Consider the following 16,022-nt stretch of genomic DNA (forward strand, 5'->3'; position numbering starts at 1 on the left):
ACGCCGCTGACCGTCCGTCGGAGCCTCCATGGATTTCTTCGCCCAACAGGCGCGCGTGCGCGGCAGCAGCCGGCGGCTGGTGATCCTGTTCGTGCTGGCGGTGATCGCCATCGTGGTGGCGATCGACGCGGTGGTCTGGTTTGCGCTTGGTCAGCATCCGGCGCCCGGTGAGCCGCCCGCGTCCAACCTGAACCTGCTGCTGGGCAGCAGCGTGATCGTGCTGGCCGGCATCGGGCTCAGTTCGCTGTTCCGCATCATGAGCCTGTCGGGTGGCGGCAAGAGCGTGGCCGAAAGCATGGGCGCGACGGTGGTGCCGCCGGACACGTCTGATCCCGCGCTGCGCCGGCTGCGCAACGTGATAGAGGAAGTGGCCATCGCCGCCGGCGTGCCGGTGCCGGACATCTACCTGATGGCCGACGAGCCGGGCATCAACGCCTTCGCTGCAGGCTACTCCGCCTCCGATGCGGCGGTGTGCGTGACGCAGGGTTGCCTGGACAACCTCACGCGTGACGAACTGCAGGGCGTGATCGCGCACGAGTTCAGCCACGTGCTCAATGGCGACATGCGGCTGAACATCCGCCTGATGGGCTTGCTGTTCGGCATCCTGGTATTGGCGGTCGTGGGGCGCCGGGTGATCTGGTTCGGCGGTGGCCGCAGCAATCGTCGCGGTGGCGGACAGGTGTGGATGATCGGCCTGGCGCTGATCGTGGTCGGCTACATCGGTTATTTCTTCGGGCGGCTGATCCAGGCCGCGGTGGCGCGCTCGCGCGAGTCGCTGGCCGACGCATCGGCCGTGCAGTTCACCCGCCAGGCCGACGGCATCGCCGGCGCGCTGAAAAAGATCGCGATCCTCAGCGAGGGTTCGCAACTGCAGGCAGCCAACAAGCAGGAGGTGGCGCACATGCTGTTCGGCGAGGCCGGCAGTTTCAACGCGCTGTTCGCCACCCATCCGCCGCTGCTCGAGCGCATCCGCGCGCTGGAACCAGGCTTCAAGGAGGCCGACCTGGCGCGCATGGCGGCGGGGATGCAGCGCGAAGCGGCGTCGCCGCCGGCGAGCGCACCGACCGCCGCCTCGGGCGTGCCGGGGTTGTCGTTGCCGCCGGTGCTGACCGGCGTGCTGGCCGGCGGCGTGGCGGCGGCTGCTCCGGCCTTCCAGCGTGCCGCGGCCGTGCAGCAGGCGATGCCGGCGAGTTTGAACGATGCCGTGCAGCAGCCGGAATCCGCGCTCGCGGTGATGCTGGCGCTGGCGCTGTCACCAGCGGCCGAGTTGCAGCCCGCGCAGCGCCGGATCGTCGCCGATGCGTTCGGCGATGACGTACAGCGCGCCGTGCAGGCGCAGGCTTCCGCCGTGGCCGCACTGGCGCCGATCGCCCGCCTGCCGCTGGTTTCGCTGGCGTTTCCCGCGCTCAGGCAACTGCCCGACGGGCGCCAGCAGACCCTGGTGCGCACGCTCGACGATCTGGTCAAGGTGGATGGCCGTGTCGACATCAACGAGTACTGCCTGGCGCGGCTGCTGCGCATTCAGCTGAGCGAGGCACGCGCGCCGCGCAGCGCGCCGGTCGATGGCGTGAAGAAACTGCCGGCCGCGCGTGACAGCGTGATCCTGGTGTGCACCGTTGTCGCCGCAGCCGGCTGCTCGGACGAGGCCGGCGCAAGGCGCGCGTGGCTGTTCGCGATGCAGCAGGCGTTTCCCGGCGAGGCGATCGAGTGGGTGCCGCCACCGGCGGCCTGGCAGGCGTCGTTCGAGCGCGCGCTGGACGATCTGGACGGCCTGAGCCCGATGGCCAAGGAACTGGTGATCCAGGCCTTGCTGCGCGCGGTCCATGCCGACGGCCAGATCAGCGTGGAGGAGGCGGAACTGCTGCGGGTGATCTGCGCCAGCCTGCATTGCCCGCTGCCGTTGTAGGGACGCGCCGACGCGCGCGATGCCCGTTGCCTTTGCAGGAGCGCGCTTGCGCGCGATGCCCTTCGTCACGTGACGGAAAGCATCGCGCACAAGCGCGCTCCTGCAGTGCTCAGCGGAGGATCAACGCGCTGGCGCGCTCGGCGATCATGATGGTGGGTGCGTTGGTGTTGCCGGTCGGCAGGGTGGGCATCACCGAGGCGTCGACCACGCGCAACCCATCCACGCCGCGCACGCGCAGCTCGCTGTCGACCACGGCGCGATCGTCCTTGCCCATGCGGCAGGTACCGACCGGGTGGTAGATGGTTTCGGCCTTGCGCCGGATGAAGTCGGCGTATTCCTCGTCGGTGTGGATGCGTCGCTCGGGGAACACCGGCGCGCCGCGGTGCGCGGCGAACGCCGGCTGGTCGAGGATCTCGCGCGACAGCCGTGCTGCCTCGATCATCATTTTCAGATCGTGGCCTTCCGCGTCGCCGAGGTAGTTGGCGTGGATCGCGATCGGTTGTGCGGGATCGGCCGAGTGCAGGCGCAGTCGGCCGCGGCTGCGCGGGTGCAGATGGCATGCATGCAACGTGTAGCCGTAGCCGGGCAGGCGGTGGCGGCCATGGTCGTCGAGCAACGCCGGCACGAAATGGAACTGCAGGTCGCAGCGCGCGTCGACGGCGAAGCGGCTGCGCACGAAGCCGCCGGCCTCGGCCACGTTGGAGCTGCCCGGTCCGTCGCGGTGGCGCAGCCAGCGCCAGCCGGCGGACAGTTCGTTGAGATGGTCGTAGCTGAGCTTGCCGGGGTTGCCGTCCAGCGTGCAGATATCCAGGTGATCCTGCAGGTTGGCGCCGACGCCGGGCAGGTCGGCGTGCACCGCGATGCCGTGCTCGCGCAGGTGATCGGCGGGGCCGACGCCTGACAGCATCAGCAGCTGCGGCGAATTGATCGCACCGGCGGCCAGGATCACCTCGCCAGCTTCGATCCGCTCCGCTTCGTGCCGGCCCTGGCGCAGTTGCACGCCGACCGCGCGTCCATGGTCCAGCAGCACGCGCTCGACCAGCACGCCGGTACGCACATGCAGGTTCGTCCGCTGGCGCACCGGTTTCAGGAACGCCGCGGCACTCGAGCAGCGCGCGCCGTTGCGCTGGGTCACCTGGTACAGGCCGAAGCCGGCCAACTGCTCGCCGTTGAAGTCGTCGTTGCGCGGATAGCCGGCGCTGCCCGCCGCATCGATCAGCGCGATGGACAACTCGTTGCGATGGCGCAGATCGGACACCCCCAGCGGGCCGCCGGTTCCGTGCAACTCGCTGGCGCCGCGGCTGTTGTCCTCGCTGCGCAGGAACCACGGCAGCACCTCGCGCCACGACCAGCGCGGATCGCCGCTGGCTTCGGCCCAGCCGTCGTAGTCGGCTGCCACGCCGCGGATGTAGCACATCGCATTGATCGAACTGGAACCGCCGAGGGTCTTGCCGCGCGGCCACCACAAGCGGCGCTGGTTGAGCGCGGGCTCCGGTTCGGTGCGGTAGTTCCAGTTCAAGGCGCGGTTGTTGGCCAGCCGCGCGATGCCTGCCGGCATGTGGATCAGCGGGTGCCAGTCCGTCGGCCCGGCTTCCAGCAGCAGCACGCGCTTGCCCGGGTCGGCGCTGAGCCGGTTGGCCAGTACGCAACCGGCCGAACCGGCGCCGGCGATGATGAAGTCGTAATGGTCCAAGTCTTCCCCCTGCGCCTGCCTGGCGATGCGCGATCGCATGCTAGGCTTGCCGCGCCCCACGCTGGATGTGCCCGTGAGTTTGCCCCGCCAAGCCGTTGTGGAACAAGCCGCCGCGCCGCTGCTGTCCGCGCTGGCGTTCTTCTTCGTGATGACGTCGTACTACATCATCCGGCCAGTCATGGGCCAGCTGGGCGGTGCGGTCGGCTCGCAGTCGCTGCCGCTGTTCTACGGCGCGGTGTTCGTGGTGATGCTGCTGCTGACGCCGGTGTTCGGCATGCTGGTGGCGCGCTTCCCGCGCAGGCAATTGCTGGGCTGGAGCTACAGCTTTTTCATCTTGTGCCTGCTCGCGTTCGTGCCGGCGTTCATGGCGCAGGATCGCATCGGCGCGCGCGAGCTGGGCGTGGTGTTCTTCGTCTGGGCCAGCGTGTTCAACCTGTTTGTCGTGTCGCTGTTCTGGAGCTTCATGGCCGACATCTTCTCCAGCAGTCAGGCACGGCGGGTGTTTTCGCTGATCGCCTTGGGTGGCATGGCTGGCGCGGTCTTCGGTCCGCTGGTGACCAAGCTGCTGGTACGGCTGATCGGGGTAGCACCGTTGCTGGTGGTCTCTGCGTGCGCGCTGGCTCTCTCGCTGGCATTTTTGCTGCGGCTTTCCGCGCAACACGATCAGCGGTTGGGCCGCGCCGGTGAGGCAGCGATCGGCGGTTCGTTGTGGGCCGGGCTCAGGGAGTTGTGGTCGCGTCCGTTCCTGCGTTACATGGCCTTGCTGATGTTGTTCGGCGATGGCATCGGCACGCTGGTCTATGCGCTGATGGCCGACTACGCCAAGGCGCATTTCGTCGACGCGGTGGCGCGCACGGCGTTCTACAGCAACCTCGATCTGGCCACGAACTTGTTCGGTGCGGTCATGCAATTGAGCTTGACCCGCTGGCTGTTGATTCGCCATGGCGCGGGCTGGGGTCTGCTGCTGCCCGCTCTGGTAAACGTGGCGCTTCTGGGCGCGGTGGCGCTGATCGGCGGCGGCGAGCTGGCCGTGTTCGGTTATGGCGTGCCCGTCCTGGGAGTGATGCAGGTGATCACGCGCGGTTTCGCCTATGGCATGACCAAGCCCGCGGTGGACGCGCTGTATACGCGCGTGCCGCGCGAGACGCGCTACAAGGGCAAGAATTTCGTCGAGACGGCGGTGTGGCGTTTCGGCGACGTCGTGGTCACCAGCGCGGTGAGCGGCCTGCGCATGCTGGGTTGGGGCGTCGGCGGGCTGGCTCTGGCCGGTGTCGGTGTGGCCACGCTGGCTGCGGTGGTGGCCAGGCGCGCCGGTTGGTCGCCGGATCTGGCGCCGGACGAACATGCCTCCTCGGACAATGCGGAGAAAGCACCGGCTTGATGCTTTCCCGAAAATCCGCAGCCCCTGAGCTTGTCGAAGGGCCGGATCCCGGCTCTCAGCCCGTGATGTAGCGTTCCAGGTGTTCGATCTGCTCGGCCTGCGCGTCGATCACCGCCTTGACCAGATCGCCGATCGAGATCACGCCGACCAGCTTGCCGTCCTCGACCACCGGCAGGTGGCGGATGCGACGGTCGGTGCACAGGCGCATGCAGTCGAACACGTCGGTGTCCGGGCCGACCGTGATCGGCGTGCCGGACATGATGTCCGACACGGCGGTCTGCGAGGAGGACTTGCCCTGCAGGATCACCTTGCGCGCGTAATCGCGTTCGGAGACCACGCCGACCAGTTCGCCGTTGGCCAGCACCAGCAACGCGCCGATGCGGTGTTCGGCCATCTGCTTGATCGCCTCCAGCACCGGGGCATCGGGTGCCACGCTGAAGATGGTGCTGCCCTTGGTTTGCAGCAGGTGCCTGACTTGACTCATCTCGGGTCTCCTGGCGGTGGCCTTCGGTTGTCCGGGTCGAGTCTATCGCGCGGCGGCGTTGGCGTGTAGTGACGGGCCCTGGCGCTATTTCGGCGGCGGCGCGTCGAGGTAGTCCGGCCCGCCCAGTTGCTGCATCTGCTGCTCGATCCATGCGGTGCGGCGCTGCACGTACGCGCTCGGGCGGTCGACATGCAGCCGGCGCGGGCTGGGCAGCACCGCCGCCAGGCGTGCGGCCTGCGCCGGCCCCAGGCGCGCGGGCGAGGTATGGTAGTAAGCCTCGCTGGCCGCGCCCACGCCGTAGATGCCGTTGCCCAGCTCGGCGATGTTCATGTACACCTCGAGGATGCGCCGCTTCGGCCAGGTCAGCTCGATCAGCACGGTGAAGTACGCCTCCAGTCCCTTGCGCACGAAGCTGCGGCCGTTCCACAGGAACAGGTTCTTGGCGGTCTGCTGGCTGATCGTGCTGGCGCCGCGCAGGCGCTTGCCGTCGTCGGCCGCGTCGATCGCCTTGTTGATGGAGTCGAAATCGAAACCGTGGTGGTAGGGAAACTTCTGGTCCTCGCCGGCCACCATCGCCAGCGGCACCCAGGGCGAGACCCGCTTCCACGGCACCCAGTGCTGGCGCAGGCGGAAACTCATGTCCCCGTGCAGCCATGCGCCGACTTGGCGCTCGACCATCACCGCCGAGGTCAGCGGCGGCACGAAGCGCAGGATCAGCACCGCCAGCCAGGTCGATCCCAGCCACGCCATGGCGAGGATGCCCAGCCAGCGAAGCAGCTTGCGCCATCGGAGTCGGCGTGACGGTGAAGACATGGCTGCAGTATACGAGGCGTTGTACCGGTGCCGTGCCGACCCCATCTGTGCCGTTTCCCTGCCTGCCTCCGCGAGAACCGATCATGCCCGTGCCGTCCGACGACGACGTGATGTACCGCTTCCTGCTGCCGCGTGCCGGTGTGCGCGGCGCGCTGGTGCGCCTGGGCGCGTCATGGCGCGAGGTGGCGGGCCGTGCCGACTATCCGACGACGTTGCGGGCGCTGCTGGGCGAGACGCTGGTGGCCAGCGCGCTGCTCACCGGCAACATCAAGCTCGATGGCGCGTTGTCGATCGAATTGAAGAGCGCGTCCGCACTGCGCCTGCTGTTCGCCGAGTGCGACGACGCCGGACGCCTGCGCGGGCTGGCACGCTGGCGCGAGCCGCTGCCCCAGCCGCTGGCGCTGAACGACCTGGCCGAGGCGATCATGGCGATCACCATGGGCAACGTCGAGCGCGGCCAGCGTTACCAGGGCCTGGTCGAACTGCGCGACGCCGGCCTGGCCGCGTCGCTGGAGAACTACTTCCGGCAGTCCGAACAGTTGCCCGCGCGATTCCTGCTGGCCTGCGATGCGACGCAGGCGGTCGGCCTGATGCTGCAGAAGATGCCCGACGAGGGCGGCCACGCCGCGGACATCGACGAGGACGCCTGGAACCGCGTGCTGCAGCTGACCGCGACGCTGGGCGTCGACGAGCTGCTGGCCACCCCGGCCGAGCCGCTGCTGTTTCGCCTGTACCACGAGGAGTCCGCGCGCCTGCTCGAAAGGCGCGCGCTGGCGTTCGGTTGCAGCTGCAGCCGCGAACGGGTCAGCGCCATGCTGCGTTCGCTCGGGCGCGACGAAGTGGAAGCCGCGCTGGCCGCGCGTGACGGCGAGATCGAGGTGGTCTGCGAGTTCTGCGCGCAGCGCTATGCGTTCGACCGCATCGACGCCGAGCACCTGCTGAGCGACAGCGCCGCCCCCGGCGCGCCGGGCACGGCGCAGTAAGGACTCCGCTCAGGCCGGCAGCAGCGGGCTGTTGGCGGCCAGCCAGGTGCTGGCCGGCTGCGGCGAGGCGAACAGGAAACCCTGGCCGTAGCGGCAGCCGACCCGCAGCAGCGCCTGGCGCTGCGACTCCTGCTCGATGCCCTCGGCGATCACCTTCATGTGCAGCGAATCGGCCAGCACCTGGATGGCGCGCACCAGGGCCAGGCCCTGGGTGTCGCTGTCGTCCGGCGGCAGCTCGACGATGAAGGAGCGGTCGATCTTCAGGCTCTCGAACGGGTACTGGTGGAGATAGCTCAGCGAGGAATAGCCGGTGCCGAAATCGTCCAGCGCGATGCCCACGCCGTGGTTGCGCAGGTTTTTCAGGATGCGCTTCACCTGGGTGGGGTTTTCCAGCAGCGCATGCTCGGTGACTTCGATGCGGATGCAATGGCTGGGCACGGCGTACTGGTCGAACAGCGCGAGCAGGCGCTGGTCGAGGTCGACCGAACGGAAGTGCCGCCCGGACACGTTGATGCTGATGAAACCCTCGGTGCCGATCAGGCGCACCGCCTGGATGCACACCTGCTCGAAGATCTGCCAGTCGATCGCCTCGGCGCAGCCGCATTCCTCGGCGATCAGCAGGAAGTCGTGCGGCGGCAGCAGGCCGCGCTGCGGATGGTGCCAGCGCAGCAGCGCCTCGTAGCCGACGATGCGGCCGTCGGAGAGCTCGACGATCGGCTGGTAGTACGGCTCGAACTCGTTGCGGCCCAGCGCGTGGCGCAGGTCGCTCTCCATGTCCAGCAGGGACAGTGCCTCGCGGCGCAGGCGGTCGTCGAACATCGCCGCGCGATGGCGGCCACCGTCCTTGGCGTTGTACATCGCCGCGTCGGCGTCGCGCAGCAGTTCCTCCGGCTGGCGATAGTGCGGGGCGGCAAGCGCGATGCCGATCGAGGCGGAGGTGAAGATCTCCTTGGTGCCCAGCCGGAACGGCGTCTGCAGCTCGTGGATGATGCGTTCGGCGATCAGCGAGGCCTTGTCGGTCTCGGTAATGCCCTCCAGCAGCACGGCAAACTCGTCCCCGCCCAGCCGCGCGACCACGTCGCGGGTCTTCAGGCAGGCGCGGATGCGGCCGCCGACCTGGAACAGCAGGTCGTCGCCGATCAGATGGCCGACCGAGTCGTTGATGACCTTGAAGCGGTCCAGGTCGATGAACAGCACCGCGAACCGCTCGTCACGGTTGGCCGCGTAGCGCTGCATCGCCTGTTCCAGCCGCTGCAGCAGCAAGGTGCGATTGGGCAGGCCGGTAAGCGAGTCGTGCAGGGTCTCGTACTTCAGCCGGCGCTCGACCCGCTCGCGTTCGGCGATCTGTTCGCGCAGGTCGCGGTTGGCCAGCGCCAGCGCGCGGGTGCGCTCGGTGACGCGGCGCTCGAGCCCGGCGTTGGCCTGCTTGAGCGAATGGGCCGCCTGCTTGCGCTGCAGCGCGTTGGCCACGTGGTAGCTGACGAAGGTCAGCAGCTCCTGGTCGCGCTCGCTGTAGTTGTGCGCCGGCGAATAGCTCTGCAGGGTAAGCACGCCCTTGGCCTTGCCGCCCCAGATCAGCGGCACGCCCAGCCAGCACACCGATGGCGCGCCGAAGTGGGCGATCTCGCCTGCGGCGTGCAGCTTGTCGATCAGCTCGGGGGTGGCCAGCAGCGGGCGGGCGGTGCGCAATACGTACTCGGTGGCGCCGCGGCCGTGCACGCGCGCCGGGCGCACGCGATCGACCTCGTCGACCGAATAGGGGAACGTCAGCTGGTCGGTCTCCTCGTCCAGCAGCGCGATGTAGAAGTTGCGCGCGTACAGCAGGCCGCTGATGACCTGGTGCACGGCGGCGTAGAACTTGTCCAGGCTTTCCGAGGTGCTGGCCAGTTCGGCGATGCGAAACAGTGCCGCCTGCAGGCGCTCGCCGCGCTGGCGCTGCAGCACCTGCTGGCGCAGCACGCGATTGGCCTCGCGCAGTGCCGCGGTGCGGTCGGTGACGCGGCGGCCCAGCTCCAGGTGCGCCTCGCGCCGTTCCAGTGCGGTCTGCACGTGTTGCGCCACGTAGTTGAGCAGCTCCATGTCGTGCCGCGAGTAATGCGTGTCCGAGCGGTAGCTCTGCACCACGATGCCGCCCGCCACGTGCCCGTCGCGCAGCATGGGCACGCCCAGCCAGTCCTCGCAGCGCGCGCCGAACAGGCGGAAACGATCGCCGATCTGCTGTACCAGGTCGTCGAGCGAACCCATCATCGGACGCCCTTGGCGCAGCAGGTTCCAGGTCAGGCTGTATTCCATCTCCTGCAGCGGCATCGGCTGGTTGAGCACGGGAAGGTCGGTGTCGACGATGTCCACGCAGTAGGTGAAGCGGATCTGGTCGGTGGCCGGGTCGTACAGCACGATGTAGAAGTTTTCCGCGTACATCAGGCTGCTGACGATCGCGTGCAGCGAGCGCATCATCTGCGGCATGTCGTGCTCGGCGCTGGCCTGGTCGGCGATCGCGTACAGCGCGCGCTGCAGGCGTTCGGCCAGCGCCAGGCGGGAGATCGCCTCGTACAGGCGGCTGGTCTCGGCCAGCTGGCGCAGGCGGATGTCCGCCAGGCGGCCCAGCCATAGCAGCGAGTCGCGCGCAGCGGGAGACGGCGGGGTCTCGTCCCATGTCATCGACAAGGTGCGCGTGGCCTGCGGGTCTTCGGCCAGGTCCAGCCATTTCTCGTCGGGGGCGCCATCCTCGTCCCGGGCGCGCCAGTGCAGGCGGCCGCGGATGCCGAGCTGGTCCAGCATCAGCTCGCAGATTTCCATCACCCCGGTGGCGTCGACTGCCTCGAACAGGCGTTCCACGGCGCCGTTCAGGGTCGCGACATCCCGGGCCGCGTGCGGCGGCTGGGAGGGTCGGATCGTCGGGCTGGCGCTCATGGCTGGTGGTCGATTCCGGAACGATTTGACGCGTCGACGTCAAAAGGCCTTTATACAGGGTGGGCCGCCGCTCCTGCCAGCGGGATCATAGCGGGAACCTGGCCCGGTCGAACGGGTCAAAGCTTGACACAGCAACCCATGCAACTGTGCGCTGGGGCGGGTTTTGGGCTGTTAGCAAAACGTAAAATGCGCTACCATCCCGATCGCACGACATCATCAACGCGAGCCGTGTTCGGATGATGGTTCCATCAGTCCTGGAGTTTCGTTCAAAAGCCATGCGTCGCCTGCCTGCCATGCTGTCGATTTTCCTGCTGCCGCTTGCGGCCGCCGGGCAATCCGTGGGCGGCGATGCGGCGCAGGCCGCGCAGTTGCTGGCGCAGCCGCAGAACGGGGCGCAGTTGACGAATGCCGACCCGGCCAGTTCCGGCGTGAACGTCCCGTTGTGGCGTGACAGCCATGGCCGCATGCTGATGCTCAAGGCCGATCGCGGCACCACGAACGACTCCGCCACGTCCCTGTATTCGCCGCTGTTGCTGCAGCCGCTCGATGCCGGCAACGCGATAGCCGCCGGCCTGCAGTACGGCGTCGGCCCGTTGCAGGCGCATGCGCAGGTCAGCCAGCGCTCGTGGCTCAACCACGGCACGCGGGTGTTCGGCAGCGAAGTGGGTGCCACCTACGACGCCGGCGATTACAGCGTCGGCGTGAGCGTGGGCGCCACCAGCACGCCCCACCGCAATGCGCCGCTGCCGCGCGTGTTGCCGGGTGCGGCGCCGGGCGGCCTGTACAGTTTCGACAGCAGCAACCAGCTCAATGCACGGGGCCGGCTGGCCCTGGGCAAGCAGACCGGCATCGACCTCGGCGCCAGCGTGGGCCGTGTGCATCTGCTGCCGGGCAACCTGCTGGGTGTCAACGTGCTCGACCAGAAGGCGCTGAGTTTCGGCGTCGACCACGGCCCGTTGAGCGGCATGCTCACCGGTCGCACCATGCAGCCCGAAGCCGGCGTGCCCGGTAGCCTGTACGGCGATCGGCGCTGGAACAGCATCGACCTGGGCGTGACCTGGCGCCTGCCGTGGCGCGGCTCGTTGAGCGTCGGCGCGCAGAACCTGTGGTCGTCCGGCACGCCGGCGAACACGCCGGTCGGCCCGGAGCCGGACCAGTCGCGCACGCCTTACGTGCAATATCACCAGGATCTCTGAGGCAGGAGTGAGCGGAGAGGAGTGAGAAACGAGAGAAATGCGCGCAAGCTGCAGCTCTTCATCTCACTCCTCACTCCTATCCGCTCACTCCTGCTTCTTGACGCGCAGGTCGCCGCTGAAGGTCTCGAGGTGGATCTTGCCGTCGCCGGCGCCGATGCTCGTGTCGAGCGAACTGCCGGGGCCGCGCTCGGCTTCGACCGGCTTGCCGAAGTCGCTGCGCAGGTCGCCGCTGAAACTGCTGGCGTGCAGTTTGGCCGAGGTGTCGGCCGGCAGGCGCAACTGCACATCGCCGCTCATGCTGTCGATGTCGATGCTGCCGCCGGCGGCCAGCTTGCCGGACAGCTGCACGTCGCCGGAGACGGTGCTCAGGGTGATCGTCTGCCACGGCCCGCCGCCGGCCTGGATGTGGCCGGAGATGGTTTCCAGCTTGGCCGTGCGGCCCAGGGCCGGGGCCAGGATCTCGCCGCTCACGGTTTGCAGTGCGGCCTTGTCGGCCTGTCCGGAAAGCTCGATGCCGCCGCTGACACTGTCGACGTCCAGCGCAGGCGTGTTCGCGTGGATGCGGGCGTTGCCGCTGATCGTGTTGACCTTGATGTCGCCGCCGGCAAGGCCGTCGATCACCAGCGGCGCGCTGATCACCTTGACGTCCAGCGATGCGCCGCGCGGCACGTGCAGTTCCAGCGTGGTGGGCGCCATGCGGCTGTCGCCGCCGAAGTTGAACCAGCCCGAGCCCGAACCGCCGCGCGGCTCGACCTTGATCGACAGCCGGTCGTTGTCGCCGGTGATCTGCAGCGGCTTGGCGCCGTCGCCGAGTTCGCCGCCGACCTGGACTTCGTTGCGATCCCAGGCGGTGACATTCACCGAGCCGGCGATATTGCTGATGCTGATCCGCGTATTGGCGCTGGCGGCGTGCTGCAGTTGGATCGGCGTGCCGGCCAGTGCATCGCCGATGCACAGGCACAACAGCAGGGGCAGGCAGTGGGCGGTTTTCATGGGTTCTCCTCGGATGGTCATCAGCCGGCGCGGTCGGCCAGCTGGCGCAATTGCGCCTGTTGTCGTTCGGTGTGGCGCAGGAGCCGTTGCAGTGCCGCGGAATCCGGTGCCTGTTCGATCGCCAGCTGCAGTTCGAGGCGGGCGGCGTCCAGTTCGATGGCGGCGCCGGCCAGGCGCGGATCGGCGGGCTTCCAGCTGGCCTGGCGGGTCGTGCCGGCCGATTCGGCAGGTGCGGTGGGTGTGAACCACTGATGCCAAGCCATACCCACGACCAGCAGCAGCGATGCCGCCACGGCAGCGCCCGCCAGCATGCGCCGCCATGTCGCCCGGGCGGGCGGATCGGCGACGGCCTGGTCCAGCGCCGCGTCGATCGCCGGCCACAGGTCGCGGCGCGGCACATGCGGTTGCTGCAGCTCGCGCATCTGGCGGCGCCATTCGAATTCGTTCATGCGTTTTCTCCCAGCGTCTTGCGCAGCAGCTGGCGTGCGCGATGCAGTTGAGCCTTCGAGGTGCCCACCGCCATGCCCAGTTCGTCGCCGATGTCCTCGTGCCGCCAGCCTTCGATGTCGTGCAGTACCAGTACGGCGCGGGCGCGCGGCGGCAGCCTGCCGATGGCTTGTTCCAGTTCGTGTCGCTCGGCCGCGCAGAACGGCGTCTCGCCACTGTCGGGCAGGTGCTCGTCGTCCACTACGCGCACCGGATCGGCGCCGCGCGCGCGGATGTCCATCAGCGCCACGTTGACCGCCAGGCGATACAGCCAGGTGCCGAAGGAGCTTTCGTGGCGGAAGCCGGGCAATTTCTGCCAGGCGCGGATGAAGGCGTCCTGGGTGAGATCCTCCGCCCGCGCGTGGTCGTAGCCGGCCAGCCGGTGCAGCGCGCCGTAGACGCGGCCGACGTGCAGCGCGTACAGGCGCTGGAAGGCGCGACGGTCGCCCGCGGCTGCGGCGCGCACGTCGTCGCCGTCATGCGCGGCGCTGGAGACAGGCGGCATCAGGCTTCCGGAGGCAGGGCAGGCGGCGATCATCTTGCCAGCTTGGATGCCGCGGGGTGCGAAAGGGTTTGAAGCGGACGGGCCGCGCGGGCCCGTCCTTCGGGAGCGGCGAGGAAAACCACGAGCGTTGTTTTCCCGGTCGCGAGTCCGGTACGTGCCCGGACTCGCGCGTGCATCAGGACACGGCGGCCCGCCGCGCCGGCTTGGCGGTATCGGTCTGCAGCGCCTGCGTCACGCGTTGCTGCTCGCGGCGCAACCGCTCCGGCAGGCGCGGCGCGAAGGTTTGCAGGTAGGTGTCGATGGCTTCCAGCTCCGCCTGCCATCCGGCTACGTCGACCGCGAGCAATTCGTCCAGTCGCGCAGGCTCCAGCGCCAGTCCTTCCAGCTTCAGTTCGCCGGCCGCCGGCACGATGCCGATCGGGGTCTCGACGCCTTGGACATGGCCTTCGGCGCGGTCGATCATCCACTCCAGCACGCGCAGGTTCTCGCCGAAGCCCGGCCACAGGAACTTGCCGTCGGCGCCCTTGCGGAACCAGTTGACGTGGAACACCTTCGGCAGCTTCGCGCCGGGCTGGTCGAACGACAGCCAGTGCGCGAAGTAGTCGCCGTAGTGATAGCCGCAGAACGGCTTCATCGCCATCGAGTCGCGACGCAGCACGCCGACCGCTCCGGTGGCGGCGGCGGTGGTTTCCGAGCCCATCGCGGCGCCCATCAGCACGCCGTGGCTCCAGTCGCGCGCCTCCATCACCAGCGGCAGCAGCGAGGGGCGGCGGCCGCCGAACACGATCGCGCTGATCGGCACGCCTTGCGGCGCCTCGGCCTGCTCCGACCAGGTCGGGCACTGCTTCGCGCTGACCGTGAAGCGCGAGTTCGGGTGCGCGGCCGGGCCGTTGGCCGGGTCGTACGGACGTCCCTGCCAGTCGGTGACCGGGGTGCCGGGCAGGCCTTCCCACCACGGCTGGTTGTCGGCGGTGACGGCGACATTGGTGAAGATGGTGTCGTGCGAGATGCTCTGCATGGCATTGTGGTTGGTGGCGTCGCTGGTGCCCGGCGCCACGCCGAAGAAGCCGGCTTCCGGGTTGATCGCGTACAGCCGCCCGTCCGCGCCGGGGTGCATCCAGCAGATGTCGTCGCCCACCGTCCACACCTTCCAGCCGTCTCGCCGGTAGCCTTCCGGCGGAATCAGCATCGACAGGTTGGTCTTGCCGCAGGCGGAGGGGAACGCGGCGGCGACGTAGTGCGTCTCGCCGCGCGGGTTCTCGATGCCGACGATCAGCATGTGTTCGGCCAGCCAGCCTTCCGTGCGCGCCTGGTTGCTGGCGATGCGCAGCGCGTGGCACTTCTTGCCCAGCAGCGCGTTGCCGCCGTAGCCGGAGCCGTAGGACTTGATCGAGAGTTCGGCGGGGAAGTGCATGATCCAGCGACGCTCGGGATCGAGCTCACCGACCGAATGCAGCCCCTTCACGAACGTACCTTCGCGCTCGATCCGCGCCTGCGCGGCGGCGCCCATGCGGGTCATGATCTTCATGTTGGCGACCACGTACGGGCTGTCGGTGATCTCCACCCCGCAACGCGACAGCGGCGAGTCGATCGGGCCCATGCAATACGGGATCACGTACATCGTGCGGCCTTCCATGCAGCCGTCGAACAGCGCGTCGATCTTGGCGTGCGCCTCGGCCGGGTCCATCCAGTGGTTGTTCGGGCCGGCGTCCTCGCGCTTGGGGTGGCAGACCAGGGTCAGCTGCTCGACGCGGGCCACGTCCTTCGGATCGGAGCGGTGCAGGTAGCACCCCGGATGGGTGGTCTGGTTCAGTTCGATCAGGGTGCCGTCGGCCAGCATCTGCTGCACCAGCGACTGATATTCGTCCTGCGACCCGTCACACCAGTGAATCCGCGCCGGGCGGGTCAGTGCCGCCACCTGGTCGACCCATTGGGTAAGCGCTTCCAGCTTGCTGGTCATCATGTCCCTCGAAAGGCTTGTTGAAAAACGGAAGCGGCACGGTAGTTTGCGTGCACTGGTATTGCAAGGATGGGCGCAGCAACGGCAGCGCCGGAGGGCGCCGCGTGGCCGTTTGCGCAGGGCTACACCGGGGTGAGCGTGGCGATCATGTGTTCGACGTAGGCGTCGAACTCCTCGTGACTCAGGCGCGGCAGGCCCAGGGTGAAGTTCAGTTGCAGGAAGCCGACGTAGGCGGCATAGGTCAGCCGCGCGCGGTTCAGTGCCTGCGCCGGCGGCAGGCCGGCCTCGCGATACACGGTGGTGAGGAACTCCATGCGTCGCTGCGAGACGCGGGCCATCACCGGCACCACCTGCGGATGGTCCAGTGCCTTGAGCAGCGCGGCATAGACGCGATGCGGCTGCAATTCGTGCGCGACCCGGCGGAACAGCTCGGGCAGGCGCTGGCGCGGGTCGGCGATCTGCTCGATCTGGCCGATGATCTCGCGTTCGCCGTACTGTTCCCAGCGTTCCATGGCCGCATTGAGCAGCGCTTCGCGGGTACGGAAATGCCAGTAGAAGCTGCCCTTGGTCACCCCGAGCTGGCGCGCGAGGGCTTCCACTGCCAAAGCTCCGACGCCCTGGTCGGCGATCATCTGCAGGGCGGCCAGTTCCCAATCTTCGGCCGACAGGCGCGTGCGTTCCGGCTTGCTGCTGACATTCATGTCCGTATGGT

The 16,022-nt window shown here is 68.5% G+C and carries 13 protein-coding genes; 4 read left to right on the forward strand and 9 right to left on the reverse strand.

The features are described from left to right. Positions 1 to 28 precede the first annotated feature (28 nt). Positions 29 to 1,906 (forward strand): M48 family metallopeptidase, encoded by a 1,878-nt coding sequence (locus ACVCL9_RS00100; protein WP_447097149.1) that lies wholly within the window; start codon positions 29 to 31, stop codon positions 1,904 to 1,906. 109 nt (positions 1,907 to 2,015) lie between these two features. On the opposite strand, the gene ACVCL9_RS00105 is transcribed toward ACVCL9_RS00100, so the two are convergent. After that, positions 2,016 to 3,638 (reverse strand): GMC family oxidoreductase, encoded by a 1,623-nt coding sequence (locus tag ACVCL9_RS00105; protein ID WP_447097148.1) that lies wholly within the window; start codon positions 3,636 to 3,638, stop codon positions 2,016 to 2,018. Between the two features lie 79 nt (positions 3,639 to 3,717). On the opposite strand from ACVCL9_RS00105, the gene ACVCL9_RS00110 reads away from it, so the two are divergent. Beyond that, a complete protein-coding gene (locus tag ACVCL9_RS00110; protein WP_447099593.1) occupies positions 3,718 to 4,980 on the forward strand; it encodes an NTP/NDP exchange transporter in 1,263 nt (420 codons plus the stop codon). A gap of 55 nt (positions 4,981 to 5,035) precedes the next feature. Here ACVCL9_RS00110 and ACVCL9_RS00115 read toward each other — a convergent pair whose 3' ends face one another. Further along, complete coding sequence (locus ACVCL9_RS00115) at positions 5,036 to 5,464, reverse strand: CBS domain-containing protein (protein WP_395116563.1); 429 nt, start codon at positions 5,462 to 5,464, stop codon at positions 5,036 to 5,038. Positions 5,465 to 5,548: 84 nt separating this feature from the next. After that, on the reverse strand, positions 5,549 to 6,277 hold the full coding sequence (mtgA, locus tag ACVCL9_RS00120) for a monofunctional biosynthetic peptidoglycan transglycosylase (RefSeq protein WP_447097146.1): 729 nt from the start codon (positions 6,275 to 6,277) through the stop codon (positions 5,549 to 5,551). A gap of 83 nt (positions 6,278 to 6,360) precedes the next feature. On the opposite strand from mtgA, the gene hslO reads away from it, so the two are divergent. Continuing rightward, positions 6,361 to 7,260, forward strand: coding sequence for an Hsp33 family molecular chaperone HslO (hslO, locus tag ACVCL9_RS00125; RefSeq protein WP_447097145.1), 900 nt, complete (start codon positions 6,361 to 6,363; stop codon positions 7,258 to 7,260). Between the two features lie 9 nt (positions 7,261 to 7,269). Here hslO and ACVCL9_RS00130 read toward each other — a convergent pair whose 3' ends face one another. After that, positions 7,270 to 10,170: a bifunctional diguanylate cyclase/phosphodiesterase gene (locus ACVCL9_RS00130; protein ID WP_447097144.1), complete on the reverse strand. Its 2,901-nt coding sequence runs from the start codon at positions 10,168 to 10,170 to the stop codon at positions 7,270 to 7,272. 275 nt (positions 10,171 to 10,445) lie between these two features. On the opposite strand from ACVCL9_RS00130, the gene ACVCL9_RS00135 reads away from it, so the two are divergent. Continuing rightward, a complete protein-coding gene (locus ACVCL9_RS00135) occupies positions 10,446 to 11,366 on the forward strand; it encodes a hypothetical protein (RefSeq protein WP_447097143.1) in 921 nt (306 codons plus the stop codon). Between the two features lie 84 nt (positions 11,367 to 11,450). Here the strand turns inward: ACVCL9_RS00135 and ACVCL9_RS00140 are convergent, their stop codons facing one another. From ACVCL9_RS00140 to ACVCL9_RS00160, 5 genes are all read right to left on the reverse strand, one after another. Continuing rightward, positions 11,451 to 12,359 (reverse strand): DUF4097 family beta strand repeat-containing protein, encoded by a 909-nt coding sequence (locus ACVCL9_RS00140; RefSeq protein WP_447097142.1) that lies wholly within the window; start codon positions 12,357 to 12,359, stop codon positions 11,451 to 11,453. A 20-nt stretch (positions 12,360 to 12,379) separates the two neighbouring features. Beyond that, the gene (locus ACVCL9_RS00145; RefSeq protein ID WP_395116575.1) at positions 12,380 to 12,808 is read right to left on the reverse strand and encodes a hypothetical protein; all 429 of its coding nucleotides are present in this window, start codon (positions 12,806 to 12,808) and stop codon (positions 12,380 to 12,382) included. Then, a complete protein-coding gene (locus tag ACVCL9_RS00150) occupies positions 12,805 to 13,350 on the reverse strand; it encodes an RNA polymerase sigma factor (protein WP_395116577.1) in 546 nt (181 codons plus the stop codon). Before ACVCL9_RS00150 ends, ACVCL9_RS00145 begins: the two co-directional genes overlap by 4 nt. Positions 13,351 to 13,525: 175 nt before the next feature. Continuing rightward, a complete protein-coding gene (locus ACVCL9_RS00155; protein ID WP_447099485.1) occupies positions 13,526 to 15,310 on the reverse strand; it encodes a phosphoenolpyruvate carboxykinase (GTP) in 1,785 nt (594 codons plus the stop codon). A gap of 122 nt (positions 15,311 to 15,432) precedes the next feature. After that, entirely contained in the window at positions 15,433 to 16,011 is a 579-nt protein-coding gene (locus tag ACVCL9_RS00160) for a TetR/AcrR family transcriptional regulator (RefSeq protein ID WP_395116579.1), read from the reverse strand. Between the last annotated feature and the right edge of the window lie 11 nt (positions 16,012 to 16,022).

The organism is Rhodanobacter sp. UC4438_H5 (assembly GCF_052978405.1).